The organism is Telluria sp. ZT3P25 (assembly GCF_059685895.1).
In genome coordinates, this window is the sequence record NZ_JCASIJ010000001.1 from 2585581 (window position 1) to 2601034 (window position 15454).

A 15454-nucleotide genomic window follows, 5' to 3' on the forward strand; every position below is an offset into this window, starting at 1 on the left:
AGAAGAATTAATGAGTGCAACCTGCGCAAATCCAAACCAGCATCAAGGATGTTTGACTCCTGCTGGACGCAACACTTTTTCGACAAACCGATCTGTCTGGCTGAGTTGATGCGTCGACGCTGAAGGAAGCAGGAATTGGGGGCAAGAAGTTCTCGCTGCCATCAACCACGGAGATCGACCTCCGCTTTTATTTCCCTGACCTCGATCCATCATGTAGCCAATTCGCTCCGCAATAATTTTATTTTCTTTCATATCAATCACTTTGAGCGAGCTTCCCGCGATCCAATGCAAGCGATCCTCATGTGTCGAAATATCCTCGAATGTGACGCCATATCGCGGCAAAGGATTAGACGTTGGTTCAGATTTCAGAACAAATCTGAGATAGTCCTTGGAATAATTCGACTCAGTCAGTCCCGGTTGCTCGATACGACCTGTAAAACGGTAGCGCAGACCATCGACCGGATTCACAGCATCGACGTAAGCATAACCAACTTCCAAGCGCCGTATAGCATTTTCTCTAAGCATAGGGTAGCGCAACCTTTGCCGCTCCATAATCTGATATGACTCACGGAGAAATGTTTGGATATAACCATTATTGATTGCGTCGTTACCATAAGGATCATCCATCGCAAACTGGTCATCGAAGTTTTCCGTCGTCCGAATTTTTATCAGATATATGCCTTCTACATCCTTTACAGTACGCACTATTTTCTCTCCCGCTTTTTTGCAGTGCGCCTGAAACATTCGCTCCGCCCTAGCTATTTTTGTCTCGGATGCATTTGCATAAAAAGATGAAAGTAAATAAAATATGCCTGCAGAAAACAGAACATAGGTCAGCACCAGTCTTTTAATTGGCGCGATTTCTCGAATGCCTCCATAGAGGTCATTGTCAAATTTAGTATTACAGTCGAATGACATATAGGCTCACCTAGAGGGCCAATGAAATTTCCGCTCGTTGATGCTGCGAAAGAAAAACAAACTGAGGCCGACCTCATGGTCAGCTAATGACAAAAATTCAATGATGTTGTTAAGAAAAAACCGATTGTTTCACTCTCAACCATGCCGGCCGCAGTGTGCCTCTTATTATCTATATCTTTCCCCGTTAAAGACTCACAGTTTTCCACTTGGAAAAACTATTTTTCAGATATATACAATTTTTATATGAATCGGGTAAAATTATATAATGTCAAAGTTTCAAGTATACTAACGATATGTTCTATTATTGCAACGTTTTAAGCTCGATGATTTTCGTGCATTGCGGATGTCTAAAAATTGCCGATCGGAACGCGGTCCACACTCCCAAGCAGTTAGTGCTCAAGTTTGACTCTTGATGATCGGCGAGATGTCGGGCAACGCTTATCCATCCGAATCCATTGCTGCGTGCTGGGTTGATGACATTCGTAGATGAGCTCATTCACTCCCTTCCATCCGAGTGGAGCTAGGATGAATGGCCAGCGGCCCACCAGCCCGCTCGCATAGTTGGGCCGCTTGAGCGAGTCGTGTCAGCGCTTCCAAAGAAAATCGCCGGTAGAGGCCGGCCACAGGTTCAGTTCAATTTGCGTCAATGTCAAATGCAGACATGTGAGGCGCTGGCAGTGAGAAACAGGTCGAGCGCCAATCTCGATAAAGCAGATGCTCAGGCGCGCCGGCCGCCAGCCCGCGCCCTTCCGTCGCCGCTGCCGGGCCGAGCTGCAAACCACCGGGCCAACTGCTCACCAACGGCAGCCAGCGCCTTGTCGGCGATTCGTTCGGCGAGATCACGGAGCGTGTGGCGTTTGAGCTCTGCGCATCGCCGTCTCGGCCAGCTGCATCACGGGATGGATCGAGCAAACGGGGCGCGTTGCCCACGCTGGCGGCGCCTCCGTGTCGGACAATGCAAAGCGGCTGCGGATCTCAAAGCAATCGAACAGGGACTTGTCGCGATCGATGGAGACGACGTGGTCGTGGACCGAAATGCGCTTTTCCGGCCGGGCGAGGTGAAACCCACCTTTTACCCCTCGTTCGCGACCACCACCTTTGCCCTGGCCAGCTTGGTAAATAGCTTGGCGAGTAACTCGATTGGCACACCTTGTAGCTCGGTGAGGTCGCGCGCACCGGTGCCTCTACCTGGCGAATTGGGGTTGGCGCAGCACCATGCAGTTCAGTCCGTATTCAGCGGCGCTGATAGCGGACATGATGAACTGATACGAACGAATAAGCGCTAGGAGGTGATCCAAGTTCAGACATGGCCCGCAAGCGCATGTGTTCAATCGATGCCGCATGCGTGTTCTGAAAATGCGCCGATCATACGCGCCAGCCTGAAGCGGCGTTGAATCGACGGGAACGCGTGCACACCAGGCGGCGTCAAGATCGAAGCGCTCCGAATTACCAACGCACTCGGCTCGACGCCACACGCATGGCGGTATTGGTCGATAAATGCCCTCAAGGCTTGAAGTGGGACCTAGATCCACCTGGGCGAAAAATGCACTCGCCAGACGCAGGAACCCGTTTACCTTGCGCAACTCACGCACTTATCGCCCCAGCGCCTTGATACGCTTCTATTCGGCTGTCGTCGATCCTGGGCGCTGGCCAATATCACTCTCTTGCCGGCGTGCCTCGCGGGGAAGCATTTTAGATGTGCTCCGATCTTGACGGCGATCGACGTGATCGACGCCCACTACGATTCTTACTCGCTGGCAGCCTCGCTAGCCATGCGCCTAGCGCGCTGAATGACTTCGGGGAATTACTTGGGTTGCTTCTTCATGACTCCATTTTCTCAAACAATGGAGCCTCTACAATATCTGGGGTAGTTCACCTGTGGGTAACACATAGTTGATAGCCGGAAGGCCGCTTGATGTTGTTCACCATGATGCATAGATCACAGAATTTGAGGGCGAAAAATAAATGGCCACGTGACGGCCATTTGGCCGTTATCAGGTCCGGTGCACCGCTCAAAATGAATGTGTTGAACCCAAAGCAAACGGGCCCCAATGGGGCCCGTACTATGACGATCTGGAGGCGAGGATCGGAGTCGAACCGACCTAGACGGCTTTGCAGGCCGCTGCATAACCGCTTTGCTACCTCGCCAGAGGATTTGATGCGCTTGGGATGCGGGCGGTTATGCACCGCATCGACAAGGGAAGAATGGATCTTCCTGAAATTCTGGAGCGGGAGAAGAGGCTCGAACTCTCGACCTCAACCTTGGCAAGGTTGCGCTCTACCAACTGAGCTACTCCCGCTGGGGAGTACTACGTTACTACGCCATTTGCAGGACACTGGAGCGGGAGAAGAGGCTCGAACTCTCGACCTCAACCTTGGCAAGGTTGCGCTCTACCAACTGAGCTACTCCCGCTTAGAGCCATGCAATTACTGATCACATCTACTGCCTTACTACGCCAATGCTACGTTCTGCAACAACCAGCCGAAACTGGAGCGGGAGAAGAGGCTCGAACTCTCGACCTCAACCTTGGCAAGGTTGCGCTCTACCAACTGAGCTACTCCCGCGTACAGAACAACGATTATGACAGGTTTCAGACGTTTTTCCAAGATCGCGTGCCAACTTTGCAATCTTTGGAGCGGGAGAAGAGGCTCGAACTCTCGACCTCAACCTTGGCAAGGTTGCGCTCTACCAACTGAGCTACTCCCGCTTCGTCTTTCAATCTGTCGCGTTGTTGTCGCAACAGGCAGGCATTATAGAGATTCTATTCCGTACGTCAAGGATGCCCGGAAACTAATTAAATCGGGCCCGCTTTTTCCTTGATCAGGGGCCAGGCGCGGCGCAGGTAATAGAACATCGACCACACGGTCAGCACGCCCGCGACCCACAGCAGGTACTCGCCCCAGAACTGGAAATCGATGCCGAACAGCGTGTCATGAAGCAGCAGCATCGGGATGGCCGTCATCTGGGCGGCGGTCTTGATCTTGCCGATCGAGCTGACCGCGACCGAACGCGTCGCGCCAATCTGGGCCATCCATTCGCGCAGCGCCGAGATCGTGATCTCACGGCCGATGATGATGCCGGCGATGATCGCGTCGACGCGGTCGAGCTGGACCAGCATCAGCAGCGCCACGGCCACCATCAGCTTGTCGGCAACCGGGTCGAGAAAGGCGCCGAAGGCCGAGGTTTCGTTCCAGCGGCGGGCCAGGAAACCGTCGAACCAGTCGGTGATGGCGGCGACGATGAAGACCAGTGTGGCAGCCAGATTTTGGTCCGGCTCGCTCAGCCAGTGGGTGGGAAGATAGAACAATCCGACTACCAGCGGAATCAGGGCGACGCGTAACCAAGTCAGGAGAATCGGGATATTTAAAGGCATGGGGGAGCTGATTACCGTGGAAAAATGCTTGGCCGTAAGTCTACATGGCTAAGGGAGTTTGGGCCAGTTGACTCGTCTGTACGGCGGACGATCAGCGGGGGCTGCAGTGCGTGCAAGCTCAACGGCTTGAACGCAGTGCCGGTTGACACCGGGTAGAGAGATTGGCGACGCTGCCGGGCGCCGCAGGGGTGCTACCAACGATCAGTGCAATTGCCGGTAAATCTCTTCAGCGAGCGCGCTCGAAATACCCTCGACCGTCATCAGGTCTTCGACACTCGCGTCAATGACCCCGCGCAGGCCGCCAAAGCGCGCCAGAAGGCGCTGGCGGCGTTTGGCGCCGATACCCTCGATCTCTTCCAGGCGCGACGCCTGGCGCGTCTTGGCGCGCTTGGCACGCATGCCGGTGATGGCGAAGCGGTGCGCCTCGTCGCGGATCAGCGCGACCAGCATCAGCGCCGCCGATTCCTTGCCCAGTTCCTGGGCCGGGCGGCCGTCGGCGAAGATCAGGGTTTCCAGGCCCACGCGGCGCCCTTCCCCCTTGGCCACGCCGACGATCATCGACAGGTCCAGGCCCAGCTCGGTAAACACCTGGCGCGCCATCTCGACCTGGCCCTTGCCACCGTCGACCAGCACGATGTCGGGCATCACGCCGGCGCCGGCCAGCACCTCGGCCGCCACTTTTTCGTAGCGGCGCATCAGCACCTGCCGCATCGCTGCATAATCGTCGCCCGGCGTGATGCCGTTGATGTTGAAGCGGCGATACTCGCCGTTCTGCATCGCGTGGTGGTGGAACACGACACACGACGCCTGCGTCGCCTCGCCCGCCGTGTGGCTGATGTCGAAACATTCGATCCTTAATGAATCAAGATCTTCTGTCTCCAGCCCCAGCGTGTCGGCCAGCGCGCGCGTGCGCAATTGCTGCGAGCCCTGCTCGGACAGCAGGCGCGCCAGCGCGATCTCGCCGCCCTTCTGCGCCATCTCGAGCCACTGGCGGCGCTGGCCGCCCGGCTGCAGCACGAGGTTGATGCGGTGGCCGCATTGCTCGCTGAGCGCCAGGATCAGCTCGGGCTGGTCGAATTCCACGTTCAGGATCAGCGTGCCCGGGATGAACTGGCCCGCGTAATGCTGCGCCAGGAACGCACACAGCACCTCGACGTCGAGCGGACATTCGCCCAGCGACTCGCCGACATGGCTCGGGAAGTAGGCGCGGTCGCCCAGGTGGCGTCCGCCCCGCACCATCGCCAGGTTGACGCAGGCGCGTCCGCCCTGCAGCACGACCGCGATGACGTCAACATCGGCGTCGCCCACGGTTTCCATGCTTTGCGCGTGCAGCACTTTCGACAGCGCCTGGATCTGGTTGCGCACGCCGGCCGCCTGCTCGAACTTCAGGTCCATCGCGTAGGTCTGCATCTTGTTCTGCAGGTCGGCCATGACCTCGCTCTGGCGCCCGCGCAGGAAGCGCGCGGCGTTCTCGACGTCGAGCTTGTATTGCTCCGGTTCGATCAGCTTGACGCACGGGGCGCTGCAGCGACCGATCTGGTGCAGCAGGCACGGCCGCGTGCGGTTGGCGTACACGCTGTCTTCGCAGGTGCGCAGCATGAACACGCGCTGCAGCAACTGGATCGATTCCTTTGCGGCCCAGGCGCTCGGGAACGGGCCGAAGTACTGGTTGCGCTTGTCGAGCGCGCCGCGGTAATACGCCATGCGCGGCGCCTCGCCACCCGTAATCTTGATGTACGGGTACGATTTATCGTCGCGAAACAGGATGTTGTAGCGCGGCTTGAGCGACTTGATCAGGTTGTTTTCGAGGATCAGCGCTTCGGCCTCGCTGCTGACGATCGTCGTTTCCAGGCGCGCGATCTGCGACACCATCATCGCAATGCGCGGACTCGACAGATTCTTCTGGAAATAGCTCGAGACGCGGTTCTTCAGGTTGCGCGCTTTGCCGACGTACAGGACGTTCTCGGCCGCGTCGAAATAACGGTAGACGCCAGGCAGGCCCGGCAGGCGATTGACGGTCGCGAGCACCTGCGCGCGCACGTCCGGCTCGACCTTCGGGCTCAGTTCGCGGTTGGCCTCGGCGCGGGACTGATCACGCGCCTCCGCCAAACGTTCGCGCCCCAGGCGCGCCGTCAGTTCGGGCGTGAGTTCGACACCGCTGTCGGTCAGCGTGGTGGGTACGACGGGCTTTGCTTCGGACATGAATCTCTTGAAAAGGGGTCAGGCTGTTGGCGCGGGGGCCTGGGTAACGATGACAAATGCGACGCCGTAATCGGCCTCGTCGCTGATCGACACCTGGGCGCTGAGCCGGTTCTGTTGCATGAATTCTTCGAGCGCACCGCTGCAGACGATCATCGGCTTGCCGCTGGGAGCATTGAGCATCTGCATCGAGCGCCACGTCATCGGCATGCGGATCCCGGTACCGATGGCTTTCGAGAACGCTTCCTTGGCCGAAAAACGGGTGGCCAGGAAACGCAGGCCGCGCACCGCGTTCTTGGCGCTGCGGGCGTGGTACTTGGCCAGCTCTTGCGGGCCGAGGACTTTTTCGGCGAAGCGCGGACCGCTGCGCGCGAGCGCCGCTTCCACGCGCGAGATCTGGACGATGTCGGTGCCGATGCCGTAGATCATGCCGGCTCGGTCCCGCTCGGGTAGGCCGTGCCCAGGCGCGCCGCGACCATGATCGCCTTCATCTCGCGCACAGCGTTTTCAAAGCCAACAAACAAGGCGTGGCCAACGATGGCATGGCCGATGTTCAGCTCGTGCAAGTCCTTGATGGCCGCGATCGGCTGGACATTCGTGTAATGCAGGCCGTGGCCCGCGTTCACGCGCAGGCCGCGCTGGACGCCTTCGCGCGCGCCGAAACGGATGCGTTCGAGCTCGTGCTCGAGCTCACCCGGCGTCGCCTCGGCGTAGCGCCCCGTGTGCAGCTCGATGACGGTTGCGCCGACAGCGGCGGCCGCTTCGATCTGGCGCGCGTCGGCATCGATGAACAGCGAGACGCGGATGCCCTCGTCCTTCAGTTGCTTCACCGCCGCCTCGACCTCGTTGTAGTAGCGCACGACATCCAGGCCGCCCTCGGTCGTGACTTCTTCGCGCCGCTCGGGCACCAGGCATACGTCCTGTGGCTTGACGCGACAGGCGAAATCGATCATTTCGCGCGTGACGGCCGCTTCCAGGTTCATGCGCGTGGCCAGCAGCGGGCGCAGCGCGATCACGTCGGCGTCGCGGATGTGGCGGCGGTCTTCACGCAGGTGCAGCGTGATCAGGTCGGCGCCGGCCTGCTCGGCCAGCAGCGCGCCGCGCAGCGGGTCCGGGTAGGTCGTGCCGCGCGCATTACGCACGGTGGCGATGTGGTCGATGTTCACGCCCAGGTCGATCACCTGGCCAACGGGATTCAGGAAGCTCATGGTGTTTGGTCTGCTTTACAGTTGCATCAAGTCGATCAGGATCTGGCGCGTATTGAGCGGCTGGCCACCCAGGTGGTGCGCCAGCAGGAAGCGCATCAATTGCTTGCTCTGCGCTTGCGTAGCCGGGTCAGTATAGTCTTCGCGCTCCATGTCCAGCAGCGTTTTGCCCAGCACCACCGGCCAGACTTCGCCGGCACCGGCTTCACGGGCGCCACGCTCAGGGTCCACCACATAGTCACCGCCAGCCTCCACGCGGCTGCGCGTCGTCGTGCAGCGACTCAGGTCGGCAGCGACCCCTGTCTCCTTAAGTAAGGCCCGTTCGAATTTTCGCAAGACAATTTGTGCAGGTTCGCCGTGCGCCAACTGGTTCAAGGTCGAGACATAGTGGTCGAACAGGGCCGGATGGCGGTCGTCGCGCGCCAGCAGTTTGACAAGGAGTTCGTTGAGGTAAAAGCCGCACAGCAGCGCCGTGCGTTCCAGTGGGAGCATGCCGCCAACCCACTCGGCGTCGATCAGCGTGCGCAGCTCGGACTTGCCGCTCCATGAGACGGACAGCGGCTGGAAGGTTTGCAGCACGCCACGCAGCTTGGAGAACGGGCGCTTGGCGCCTTTGGCGACGAGTCCCACGCGACCGTGGTCGCGCGTGAACATGTCGATGATGAGGCTGGTTTCTTTGTAGGGATAGCTGTGCAGCACGAACCCGGGCTGGCCAAGTACACGGCCGTCACGCGCCGAGGTCCTGGGAGATGCGCTGGCCGATGCGCCGGCCGACGCGCGGGTCCGCTTGGCGGCCGGTGGGGTCGCCTGCTCGGGCGCGTCGTCGATCAGGTCATCGTGGCTCGGCATGCTATGTGGGCGCGCTCCGGAAGTTACTCGTAACCGTAGGCGCGCAGGCCCATTTCGTTGTCGGCCCAGCCCGATTTGACCTTGACCCAGATTTCCAGGTACACGGGGCCGCCGAACAGTTTTTCCATATCGAGGCGCGACTGCGTCGAGATTTCTTTCAGGCGCGCACCCTTATTACCGATGATCATCGATTTATGGGTATCGCGCTCGACCAGGATGGCGGCGAACACCCGGCGCAGATTGCCCTCTTGCAGGAACTGCTCGATCAGCACGGTGCTGGTGTACGGCAATTCGTCACCCGACAGGCGGAACACTTTTTCGCGGACGATTTCAGCCGCGAGGAATTTCTCGCTGCGGTCGGTGATGTCGTCCGGACCAAACACGGGCGCATTCTGTGGCAGGTGGTTCTTGATCTCGTTTTCCAGCGCATCGGTCTGGAAGCGCAGCTTGGCCGAGACTGGCACGACAGCGGCAAATTCGCGCATCGCGGCGATCTTTTGCGCGAACGGCATCAGGACGGCCTTGTCCTTGACGTGGTCGGACTTGTTCAGCACCAGAATCACCGGCACGTTCTTTGGCAACAGATTGAGGACCTGTTCATCCGCCGGACCGAACGTGCCGGCTTCGAGCAAAAACAAAACCACGTCGGCCGAGATCAGCGTGTTCGAGACGGTCTTGTTGAGCGTCTTGTTCAGCGCATTGGCGTGCCGGGTCTGGAAGCCCGGGGTGTCGACGTAGATGAACTGGGCGTCGTCGCGGGTCTGGATGCCGGTGATCCGGTGGCGGGTGGTCTGCGCCTTGCGCGACGTGATCGACACTTTGGCGCCGATCAGGACGTTCATCAGCGTCGACTTGCCGACGTTCGGGCGGCCAACGATGGCGATATAACCGCAGCGGAAATTGTCGGGGATGGCGTTCATGCTTTTTTGATTCCTGGTTGTTCTGGCTTTGCCGCAGCCGGCGCCAAGGATTGGTCTGGGGCGCCACTCTGGGTGGTGGCGATGCCGGCCAGCTTGAGCTGGGCCGTGCGCGGCTTCGCCTTGCGGCTCACTGGCGACTTGGCCAGCGCCTTCTGGGCTGCGCCCAAGGCCAGGCTGGCTGCGGCCTGCTCGGCGGCGCGGCGGCTGCCACCGCGCCCGAACACTTGCACACTCAATTTGGGCACCAGGCATTCGACTTCGAATTCCTGGCTGTGCGCGGCGCCGTGCGTGGCCACCACATTATACGTCGGCAGCGCGATCCGCTTGGCCTGCAAAAATTCCTGCAGCAGCGTCTTGGCATCCTTGCCCAGCGTGCTGGGGTCGACCGTGTCGAGCAGCGGGATGTAGAAGGCGCGGATCACGTCACGCGCGCTGTCGAACCCCGCATCGAGGAAAATTGCGCCCAGCAAGGCTTCGAGCGTGTCGGCCAGGATTGATGGTCGGCGGAAGCCCCCCGATTTGAGCTCGCCCTCGCCCAGACGCAAAAACTGCGACAGGTCGAGTTTCTGGGCGATCTCGAACAGCGCCTGCTGCTTGACGAGATTGGCGCGCAGACGCGACAGGTCGCCCTCGTCCAGCCCACGGTAACGCTCGTACAGGATCGAGGCGACGACGCAGTTCAGGATCGAGTCGCCCAGAAATTCGAGGCGCTCGTTATGCAGCGCGCTATGGCTACGGTGGGTCAGGGCTTGCTGAAGCAGCCCGGCATCCCGGAATGTGTAGCCCAAGCGCGTCTGCAATAACTGATGATTCATTGTCGGTGTCGTGTGCGTGGCCGGCGTCAGGCGCCCTGCCAAGAAATCCATGAAGTGTGAAAACTGCGGTTACGGTGCGGCGGTGCTGGCCTCTGCGACGATGCCGCTCGGGTCGGTGGTGCCGGAAAAGTCGATCAGGATGCTGACATTACCGGCCAGCGGCAGGCGTTTTTCGTAGGCGAAGCTGATCTCCAGATCGCCGTCGTCGCGTGTAAATACCAGGTCAGCGCCGCGAATTGCCTCGACGTCATTGACGCTGGTATTGCGGTCAAACGCCGCCTGCATCGCCCGCACGGTGCCGCCTTCGGCCTTGGTCTTGACGATGGCGGTCTTGATCGCGTTGTACTCGATATAGGCCGGAATCATGCGCATCGCAAAGACCAGCACGAGGCCGATCACGGCGAGGGCCACGATCAGGCCGGTCAAGGTGACGCCCTGCTGTTTGCTCCGGACCATATGCACCTCTTTAATGAATGCCGCCAACGCGCTTGAAGTTGCCAAAGTTCATCCAGACGACGAATGCCTTGCCCACGATATTACGATCCGGCACGAAGCCCCAGTAGCGGCTGTCGGCGCTGTTATCGCGGTTATCGCCCATCATGAAATACTGGCCAGCTGGCACGACGCAGGTGAATTTGTCTTCCGTATAGTCGCAGGCCTCGCGCAGCGGGAACTGCTCGACGCTGGGGAAGTCAAAGTTGCGGCGATCGGCCGTGTTCAGAATGCGGTGCTGCGTGAAGCCGCCCGGGCTCGGCAGTTTTTCTTCGAGCTGCTTGTGGTAGACCGGATGCTGGTCATCCAGGTAATCGTCCAGCGGCATGTACTCGACCGCCTTGCCATTGACGGTCAGGCGCTTGTCTTCGTAGGTGATGGTATCACCAGGCACGCCGACGACGCGCTTGATGTAATCCTGGCTCATGTCCTTCGGATATTTAAACACCATCACGTCGCCCCGCTGCGGGTCGTTGATCTGGATAATTTTCTTGTTGATGATCGGCAGGCGAATACCGTAGGTGTACTTGTTCACCAGGATGAAGTCACCCACCAGCAGCGTCGGCACCATCGATGACGACGGGATCTTGAACGGCTCCCACAGGAACGAGCGCAGGATGAACACCATCGCAATCACCGGGAAGAAACTGCCCGAATACTCGACCCAGGTCGGCTGGCGCACGTGCGCCGCTTCGATGGCGGCGCGGTTGCCGTTGTGGTCGACCTTGATGCCCTCGGCCACCAGCTTGGCATTGCGCGCATCGTACTCGCGCAATGCAGCATCGGCGGCGCGCCGGCGTTGCTTTGCCAACACAAACCGGTCCAGGCACCAGATGATGCCCGTGATGACCATCAGCACGAACAGGATCAGGGCAAAATTGCTCAACACGGGTTGCAGGTTCATTATTTGTCTTCCACCTGGAGAATCGCCAGGAATGCTTCTTGTGGAATCTCCACCGAGCCGACCTGCTTCATGCGTTTTTTACCTGCTTTTTGTTTCTCGAGCAGTTTCTTTTTACGGGAAATGTCGCCGCCATAGCACTTGGCCAGCACGTTCTTGCGCAGCGCCTTCACGTTTTCACGCGAAATGATCGTCGCGCCAATCGCCGCCTGAATCGCCACGTCGAACATCTGGCGTGGGATCAGTTCGCGCATTTTTGCGGCGACCTGGCGGCCACGGTACGGCGCGTTGGCGCGGTGGACGATGATCGCCAGCGCATCGACCTTCTCGCTGTTGATCAGCATATCGACCTTGACGACGTCGGCGGCGCGGTTTTCCTTGAACTCGTAATCCATCGACGCGTAACCGCGCGAGGTCGACTTCAGGCGATCGAAGAAGTCCAGCACGATCTCGGCCATCGGGATTTCGTAGTGCAATTTCACCTGGCGGCCGTGGTAGGCCATGTCCATCTGGATGCCGCGCTTGCCGTTACACAGCGTCATGACGGCGCCCACGTATTCCTGTGGCATGTACAGGTTGACGTCGACGATCGGCTCGCGCACTTCGTTGATCTTTGACGGCTCCGGCATCTTCGACGGATTGTCGACGCGGATCATGGTGCCGTCGCGCATTTCGACTTCGTACACCACGGTCGGGGCCGTCGTGATCAGGTCCATGTCGAATTCGCGCTCGAGGCGCTCCTGCACGATTTCCATGTGCAAGAGGCCCAGGAAGCCGCAGCGGAAGCCGAAGCCCAGCGCCTGCGAGACTTCCGGCTCGTACATCAGGGCCGCATCGTTGAGCTTGAGCTTTTCGAGGGAATCGCGCAGCGCGTCGTACTGGTTGGCTTCGACCGGGAACAGGCCGGCGAACACTTGCGGCTGCACTTCCTTGAAGCCCGGCAGCGGTTCGGCAGCCGGCTTGTTGACCAGGGTGACGGTATCGCCGACCTTCGCTGCAGTCAGTTCCTTGATGCCGGCGATGATGAAGCCCACCTGACCGGCCGACAGCGTCGGCAGCGAGACCGAGCGCGGCGTGAACACACCGATGCTTTCGACCAGGTTCACCGAACCGGTTGCCATCAGGAGAATCTTGTCTTTCGGGCGCAGCGTGCCATTGATCACGCGCACCAGCATCACGACGCCGACGTACGGGTCGTACCACGAGTCGACGATCAGCGCCTGCAGCGGCGCATCGGCATCGCCCTTCGGTGGTGGCACGCGGGCAATCAGCGTTTCCAGCACGTCTTCGATGCCCAGGCCGGTCTTGGCCGAGCACATGGTCGCGTCGCTGGCGTCGATGCCGATGACGTCTTCGATTTCCTTGCGCGCGTTGTCCGGGTCGGCGTGCGGCAAGTCGATCTTGTTCAGGATTGGCACCACTTCGACGCCCAGGTCGAGCGCGGTGTAGCAGTTGGCGACCGTCTGGGCTTCCACGCCCTGCGATGCGTCGACCACCAGCAGCGCGCCTTCGCAGGCGGACAGCGAACGGCTCACTTCGTACGAGAAGTCGACGTGGCCCGGGGTGTCGATCAGGTTCAGGTTATAGACCTGGCCATCGCGCGCCTTGTAATGCAGGGCCGCGGTCTGGGCCTTGATGGTGATGCCGCGCTCGCGTTCCAGGTCCATCGAATCGAGCACCTGGGCATCCATTTCACGGTCCGACAAGCCGCCGCACAGCTGAATGATGCGGTCAGCGAGGGTCGATTTACCGTGGTCGATGTGGGCGATGATGGAGAAGTTACGTATGTTGTTCATTAACAGAGCTCAAAACCAAATAGACCGCGGATGCGGCGGATACGACTGAATCAGGGTGCACGTGCCGCGCGCGGCAAACAGAAAAAGCGCCGCGCCGGGGCCGTGCCGGTCCCCAGGCGAGCGCCATGGCAAAGCAAACAATTCTGGGGAGGGCCGTCTTGAAACACGCCAACCCGGCATTTTACCGGATTTCGGGACGCCCAACGGGATTTCCGGCCTGCCCCTCGAGGTAGGCGAGCACCGCAGCGCGGTCGAGGAAGTAATGGCACAGCTCGGGCTGGTCGAGGGCGCCATACAGCACCGGCACCAGTTCATCGAAGCGCGCCACCAGCGCCGGATCGGCGTCGACGTCCAGCACGGTGATCGCGAACGGCTGCGCCGGGGTTTGCAGGGCCCGCAGCGCTGCCAGCATGTCGTCGCACAGGTGGCAATACCCGCGCGCGTACAGCGTGAACGGCATGGGCGGCGCGGCGAACACTGCGCGCATCAGGGACGTGGCTTGATGGTCAGGTATTGCGTGGCGCCGTCGCGCTGCACCAGCAGCGCCACCGGCTTCGCCTTGTCATGCTTGGCCAGCAAACCCGCGAACTGTTCGACGCTCGTGAGCGGCGTATTGTTCCACTGCAGGAGCACATCGCCCGGCTCGATGCCGGCGCTGGCCGCAGCGCCCGTCGCGCTGTCGACCAGCACGCCGCCCTCCACGCCCAGCTGACGGCGGTCAGCCTGCGGAATGGCCGACAAGGTCAAGCCGAGCGCATTGGCGGTCGCCCCCTGCGCCGGTTTTTTCGCTGCGGGCTTGCCCGGCGTGGATTTCTCGTCCTGCAGCTCGACGATCGTAACCGGCACCTCGAGCTGCGCGCCGCGGCGCCAGACGGTCACGCTGGCGCGGCTGCCAACCTTGGCTGCGCCGACCAGGCGTGGGAGGTCGCGCGTGGTCTCGACCGGCTGCTTGTTGAAGGCCAGGATGATGTCGCCGACCTTGATGCCGCCCTTCTCGGCCGGCCCACCTGCCTCGACCATCGACACTTCGGCGCCGCGCGCCTTGCCCAGACCCAGCGATTCGGCCACGTCGCGCGTGACTTCGCTGATCTGCACGCCGATACGCCCACGTGTGACCTTGCCGCTGGACTTGAGCTGTTCGGACACGCGCGTGACTTCATCGATCGGCACCGCGAACGAGATACCGTTGTAGGCGCCGGACAAGGTGGCGATCTGCGAATTGATGCCGATGACTTCACCGCGCATATTGATCAACGGGCCGCCCGAATTGCCCGGGTTGACGGCCACGTCGCTCTGGATCAGCGGCAAGTATTCACCCGTGTCGCGCGACTTGGCCGAAATGATGCCGGCCGTGACCGTGTTTTCGAGGCCGAATGGCGAGCCAATTGCCAGCACCCATTCGCCGACGCGGATCTTGCTCGAGTCGCCGGTACGCAGGTACGGCAGGTTGGTAGCGGTCAGCTTGAGGAGAGCCACGTCCGAGCGGCGGTCGGCACCCAGCACCTTGGCCTTGAATTCGCGGCGGTCGGTCAGCGTGACCGTGACTTCGTCGGCGCCTTCGACGACGTGGGCATTGGTCAGTACGTAACCATCGCCCGAAATGATGAAGCCGGAGCCGACGCCACGCTGGACTTCACGTTCTTCTTCGGCTTGCGGCGGGCCGCGCCGGCCGCCGCGCGGCGGCATCTGGCCACCGAAGAAGCGGCGCAGGAATTCCTGCATTTCTTCTTCGCCGGGCGCGCCGCCGCGTGTGCTGACGCGCTCGGTGGTACGGATGTTCACGACGGCTGGACCGACCTTGTCGATCACATCGGTGAAGTCAGGCAAGCCGGTGACGGTGGGTGCGGACACCGGGGCGGCGCCGGCGGCGTGGGCCGGCGACAGGGAGAGTACGGAGGTGCCGGACACGAGCAGTGCCGACAAGAGCAGACTGGCAGTTTTACTGGTCATGGATTCGCTGTTGAATGGCTAAGATTGACCAAATG

14 protein-coding genes, 5 tRNA genes and 1 pseudogene are annotated in these 15454 nt (G+C 60.5%); all 20 read right to left on the reverse strand.

All coding sequences use genetic code 11. The features are described from left to right. Nucleotides 1-42 precede the first annotated feature (42 nt). Nucleotides 43-918, reverse strand: coding sequence for a hypothetical protein (locus tag AC56LY_RS11415; protein ID WP_499579421.1), 876 nt, complete (start codon nt 916-918; stop codon nt 43-45). An 839-nt stretch (nt 919-1757) separates the two neighbouring features. Next, nucleotides 1758-2039 carry an Rrf2 family transcriptional regulator gene (locus AC56LY_RS11420; RefSeq protein WP_499582030.1) on the reverse strand — a complete coding sequence of 94 codons (282 nt, stop codon included), beginning with the start codon at nt 2037-2039 and terminating at the stop codon, nt 1758-1760. A 245-nt stretch (nt 2040-2284) separates the two neighbouring features. Beyond that, nucleotides 2285-2692: pseudogene (locus AC56LY_RS11425) on the reverse strand (IS3 family transposase); the annotation flags it as partial. 300 nt (nt 2693-2992) lie between these two features. Then, nucleotides 2993-3066: transfer RNA gene (locus tag AC56LY_RS11430), tRNA-Cys, on the reverse strand. 76 nt (nt 3067-3142) lie between these two features. Further along, nucleotides 3143-3218, reverse strand: a tRNA-Gly gene (locus AC56LY_RS11435). A gap of 37 nt (nt 3219-3255) precedes the next feature. Then, nucleotides 3256-3331 (reverse strand) — tRNA-Gly (locus AC56LY_RS11440). A gap of 76 nt (nt 3332-3407) precedes the next feature. Then, nucleotides 3408-3483, reverse strand: a tRNA-Gly gene (locus AC56LY_RS11445). A gap of 67 nt (nt 3484-3550) precedes the next feature. Then, nucleotides 3551-3626, reverse strand: a tRNA-Gly gene (locus AC56LY_RS11450). A gap of 87 nt (nt 3627-3713) precedes the next feature. After that, entirely contained in the window at nt 3714-4292 is a 579-nt protein-coding gene (gene pgsA, locus AC56LY_RS11455; protein ID WP_499579423.1) for a CDP-diacylglycerol--glycerol-3-phosphate 3-phosphatidyltransferase, read from the reverse strand. Nucleotides 4293-4493: 201 nt separating this feature from the next. Next, nucleotides 4494-6494, reverse strand: coding sequence for an excinuclease ABC subunit UvrC (uvrC, locus tag AC56LY_RS11460; RefSeq protein ID WP_499579424.1), 2001 nt, complete (start codon nt 6492-6494; stop codon nt 4494-4496). A gap of 18 nt (nt 6495-6512) precedes the next feature. After that, entirely contained in the window at nt 6513-6920 is a 408-nt protein-coding gene (acpS, locus tag AC56LY_RS11465) for a holo-ACP synthase (RefSeq protein WP_343025526.1), read from the reverse strand. After that, nucleotides 6917-7699: a pyridoxine 5'-phosphate synthase gene (pdxJ, locus tag AC56LY_RS11470; RefSeq protein ID WP_499579428.1), complete on the reverse strand. Its 783-nt coding sequence runs from the start codon at nt 7697-7699 to the stop codon at nt 6917-6919. Before pdxJ ends, acpS begins: the two co-directional genes overlap by 4 nt. A 15-nt stretch (nt 7700-7714) precedes the next feature. Next, complete coding sequence (gene recO, locus AC56LY_RS11475; RefSeq protein WP_499579430.1) at nt 7715-8545, reverse strand: DNA repair protein RecO; 831 nt, start codon at nt 8543-8545, stop codon at nt 7715-7717. A gap of 23 nt (nt 8546-8568) precedes the next feature. Further along, nucleotides 8569-9465 (reverse strand): GTPase Era, encoded by an 897-nt coding sequence (gene era, locus AC56LY_RS11480; protein ID WP_258834735.1) that lies wholly within the window; start codon nt 9463-9465, stop codon nt 8569-8571. Then, nucleotides 9462-10331: a ribonuclease III gene (gene rnc, locus AC56LY_RS11485; protein WP_499579432.1), complete on the reverse strand. Its 870-nt coding sequence runs from the start codon at nt 10329-10331 to the stop codon at nt 9462-9464. Before rnc ends, era begins: the two co-directional genes overlap by 4 nt. Before the next feature lie 18 nt (nt 10332-10349). Continuing rightward, nucleotides 10350-10736, reverse strand: a complete 387-nt coding sequence (locus AC56LY_RS11490; protein WP_258834737.1) for a DUF4845 domain-containing protein — start codon at nt 10734-10736, stop codon at nt 10350-10352. A gap of 10 nt (nt 10737-10746) precedes the next feature. Next, entirely contained in the window at nt 10747-11676 is a 930-nt protein-coding gene (gene lepB, locus AC56LY_RS11495) for a signal peptidase I (RefSeq protein ID WP_499579435.1), read from the reverse strand. Beyond that, a complete protein-coding gene (lepA, locus tag AC56LY_RS11500) occupies nt 11676-13469 on the reverse strand; it encodes a translation elongation factor 4 (RefSeq protein ID WP_499579438.1) in 1794 nt (597 codons plus the stop codon). The genes lepB and lepA overlap by 1 nt, the downstream gene beginning before the upstream one ends. Before the next feature lie 181 nt (nt 13470-13650). After that, nucleotides 13651-13956 carry a glutaredoxin family protein gene (locus tag AC56LY_RS11505; RefSeq protein ID WP_499579441.1) on the reverse strand — a complete coding sequence of 102 codons (306 nt, stop codon included), beginning with the start codon at nt 13954-13956 and terminating at the stop codon, nt 13651-13653. Then, complete coding sequence (locus AC56LY_RS11510) at nt 13956-15419, reverse strand: Do family serine endopeptidase (protein WP_499579443.1); 1464 nt, start codon at nt 15417-15419, stop codon at nt 13956-13958. The genes AC56LY_RS11505 and AC56LY_RS11510 overlap by 1 nt, the downstream gene beginning before the upstream one ends. Nucleotides 15420-15454: the final 35 nt, after the last annotated feature.

What these genes read in the sequence shown, in the direction of transcription:
- AC56LY_RS11415 (WP_499579421.1), bottom strand. Translation starts at nt 918, where the DNA reads ATGTCATTCGACTGTAATACTAAATTTGACAATGACCTCTATGGAGGC.
- pgsA (WP_499579423.1), bottom strand. Translation starts at nt 4,292, where the DNA reads ATGCCTTTAAATATCCCGATTCTCCTGACTTGGTTACGCGTCGCCCTG.
- uvrC (WP_499579424.1), bottom strand. Translation starts at nt 6,494, where the DNA reads ATGTCCGAAGCAAAGCCCGTCGTACCCACCACGCTGACCGACAGCGGT.
- acpS (WP_343025526.1), bottom strand. Translation starts at nt 6,920, where the DNA reads ATGATCTACGGCATCGGCACCGACATCGTCCAGATCTCGCGCGTGGAA.
- pdxJ (WP_499579428.1), bottom strand. Translation starts at nt 7,699, where the DNA reads ATGAGCTTCCTGAATCCCGTTGGCCAGGTGATCGACCTGGGCGTGAAC.
- recO (WP_499579430.1), bottom strand. Translation starts at nt 8,545, where the DNA reads ATGCCGAGCCACGATGACCTGATCGACGACGCGCCCGAGCAGGCGACC.
- era (WP_258834735.1), bottom strand. Translation starts at nt 9,465, where the DNA reads ATGAACGCCATCCCCGACAATTTCCGCTGCGGTTATATCGCCATCGTT.
- rnc (WP_499579432.1), bottom strand. Translation starts at nt 10,331, where the DNA reads ATGGATTTCTTGGCAGGGCGCCTGACGCCGGCCACGCACACGACACCG.
- AC56LY_RS11490 (WP_258834737.1), bottom strand. Translation starts at nt 10,736, where the DNA reads ATGGTCCGGAGCAAACAGCAGGGCGTCACCTTGACCGGCCTGATCGTG.
- lepB (WP_499579435.1), bottom strand. Translation starts at nt 11,676, where the DNA reads ATGAACCTGCAACCCGTGTTGAGCAATTTTGCCCTGATCCTGTTCGTG.
- lepA (WP_499579438.1), bottom strand. Translation starts at nt 13,469, where the DNA reads ATGAACAACATACGTAACTTCTCCATCATCGCCCACATCGACCACGGT.
- AC56LY_RS11505 (WP_499579441.1), bottom strand. Translation starts at nt 13,956, where the DNA reads ATGCGCGCAGTGTTCGCCGCGCCGCCCATGCCGTTCACGCTGTACGCG.
- AC56LY_RS11510 (WP_499579443.1), bottom strand. Translation starts at nt 15,419, where the DNA reads ATGACCAGTAAAACTGCCAGTCTGCTCTTGTCGGCACTGCTCGTGTCC.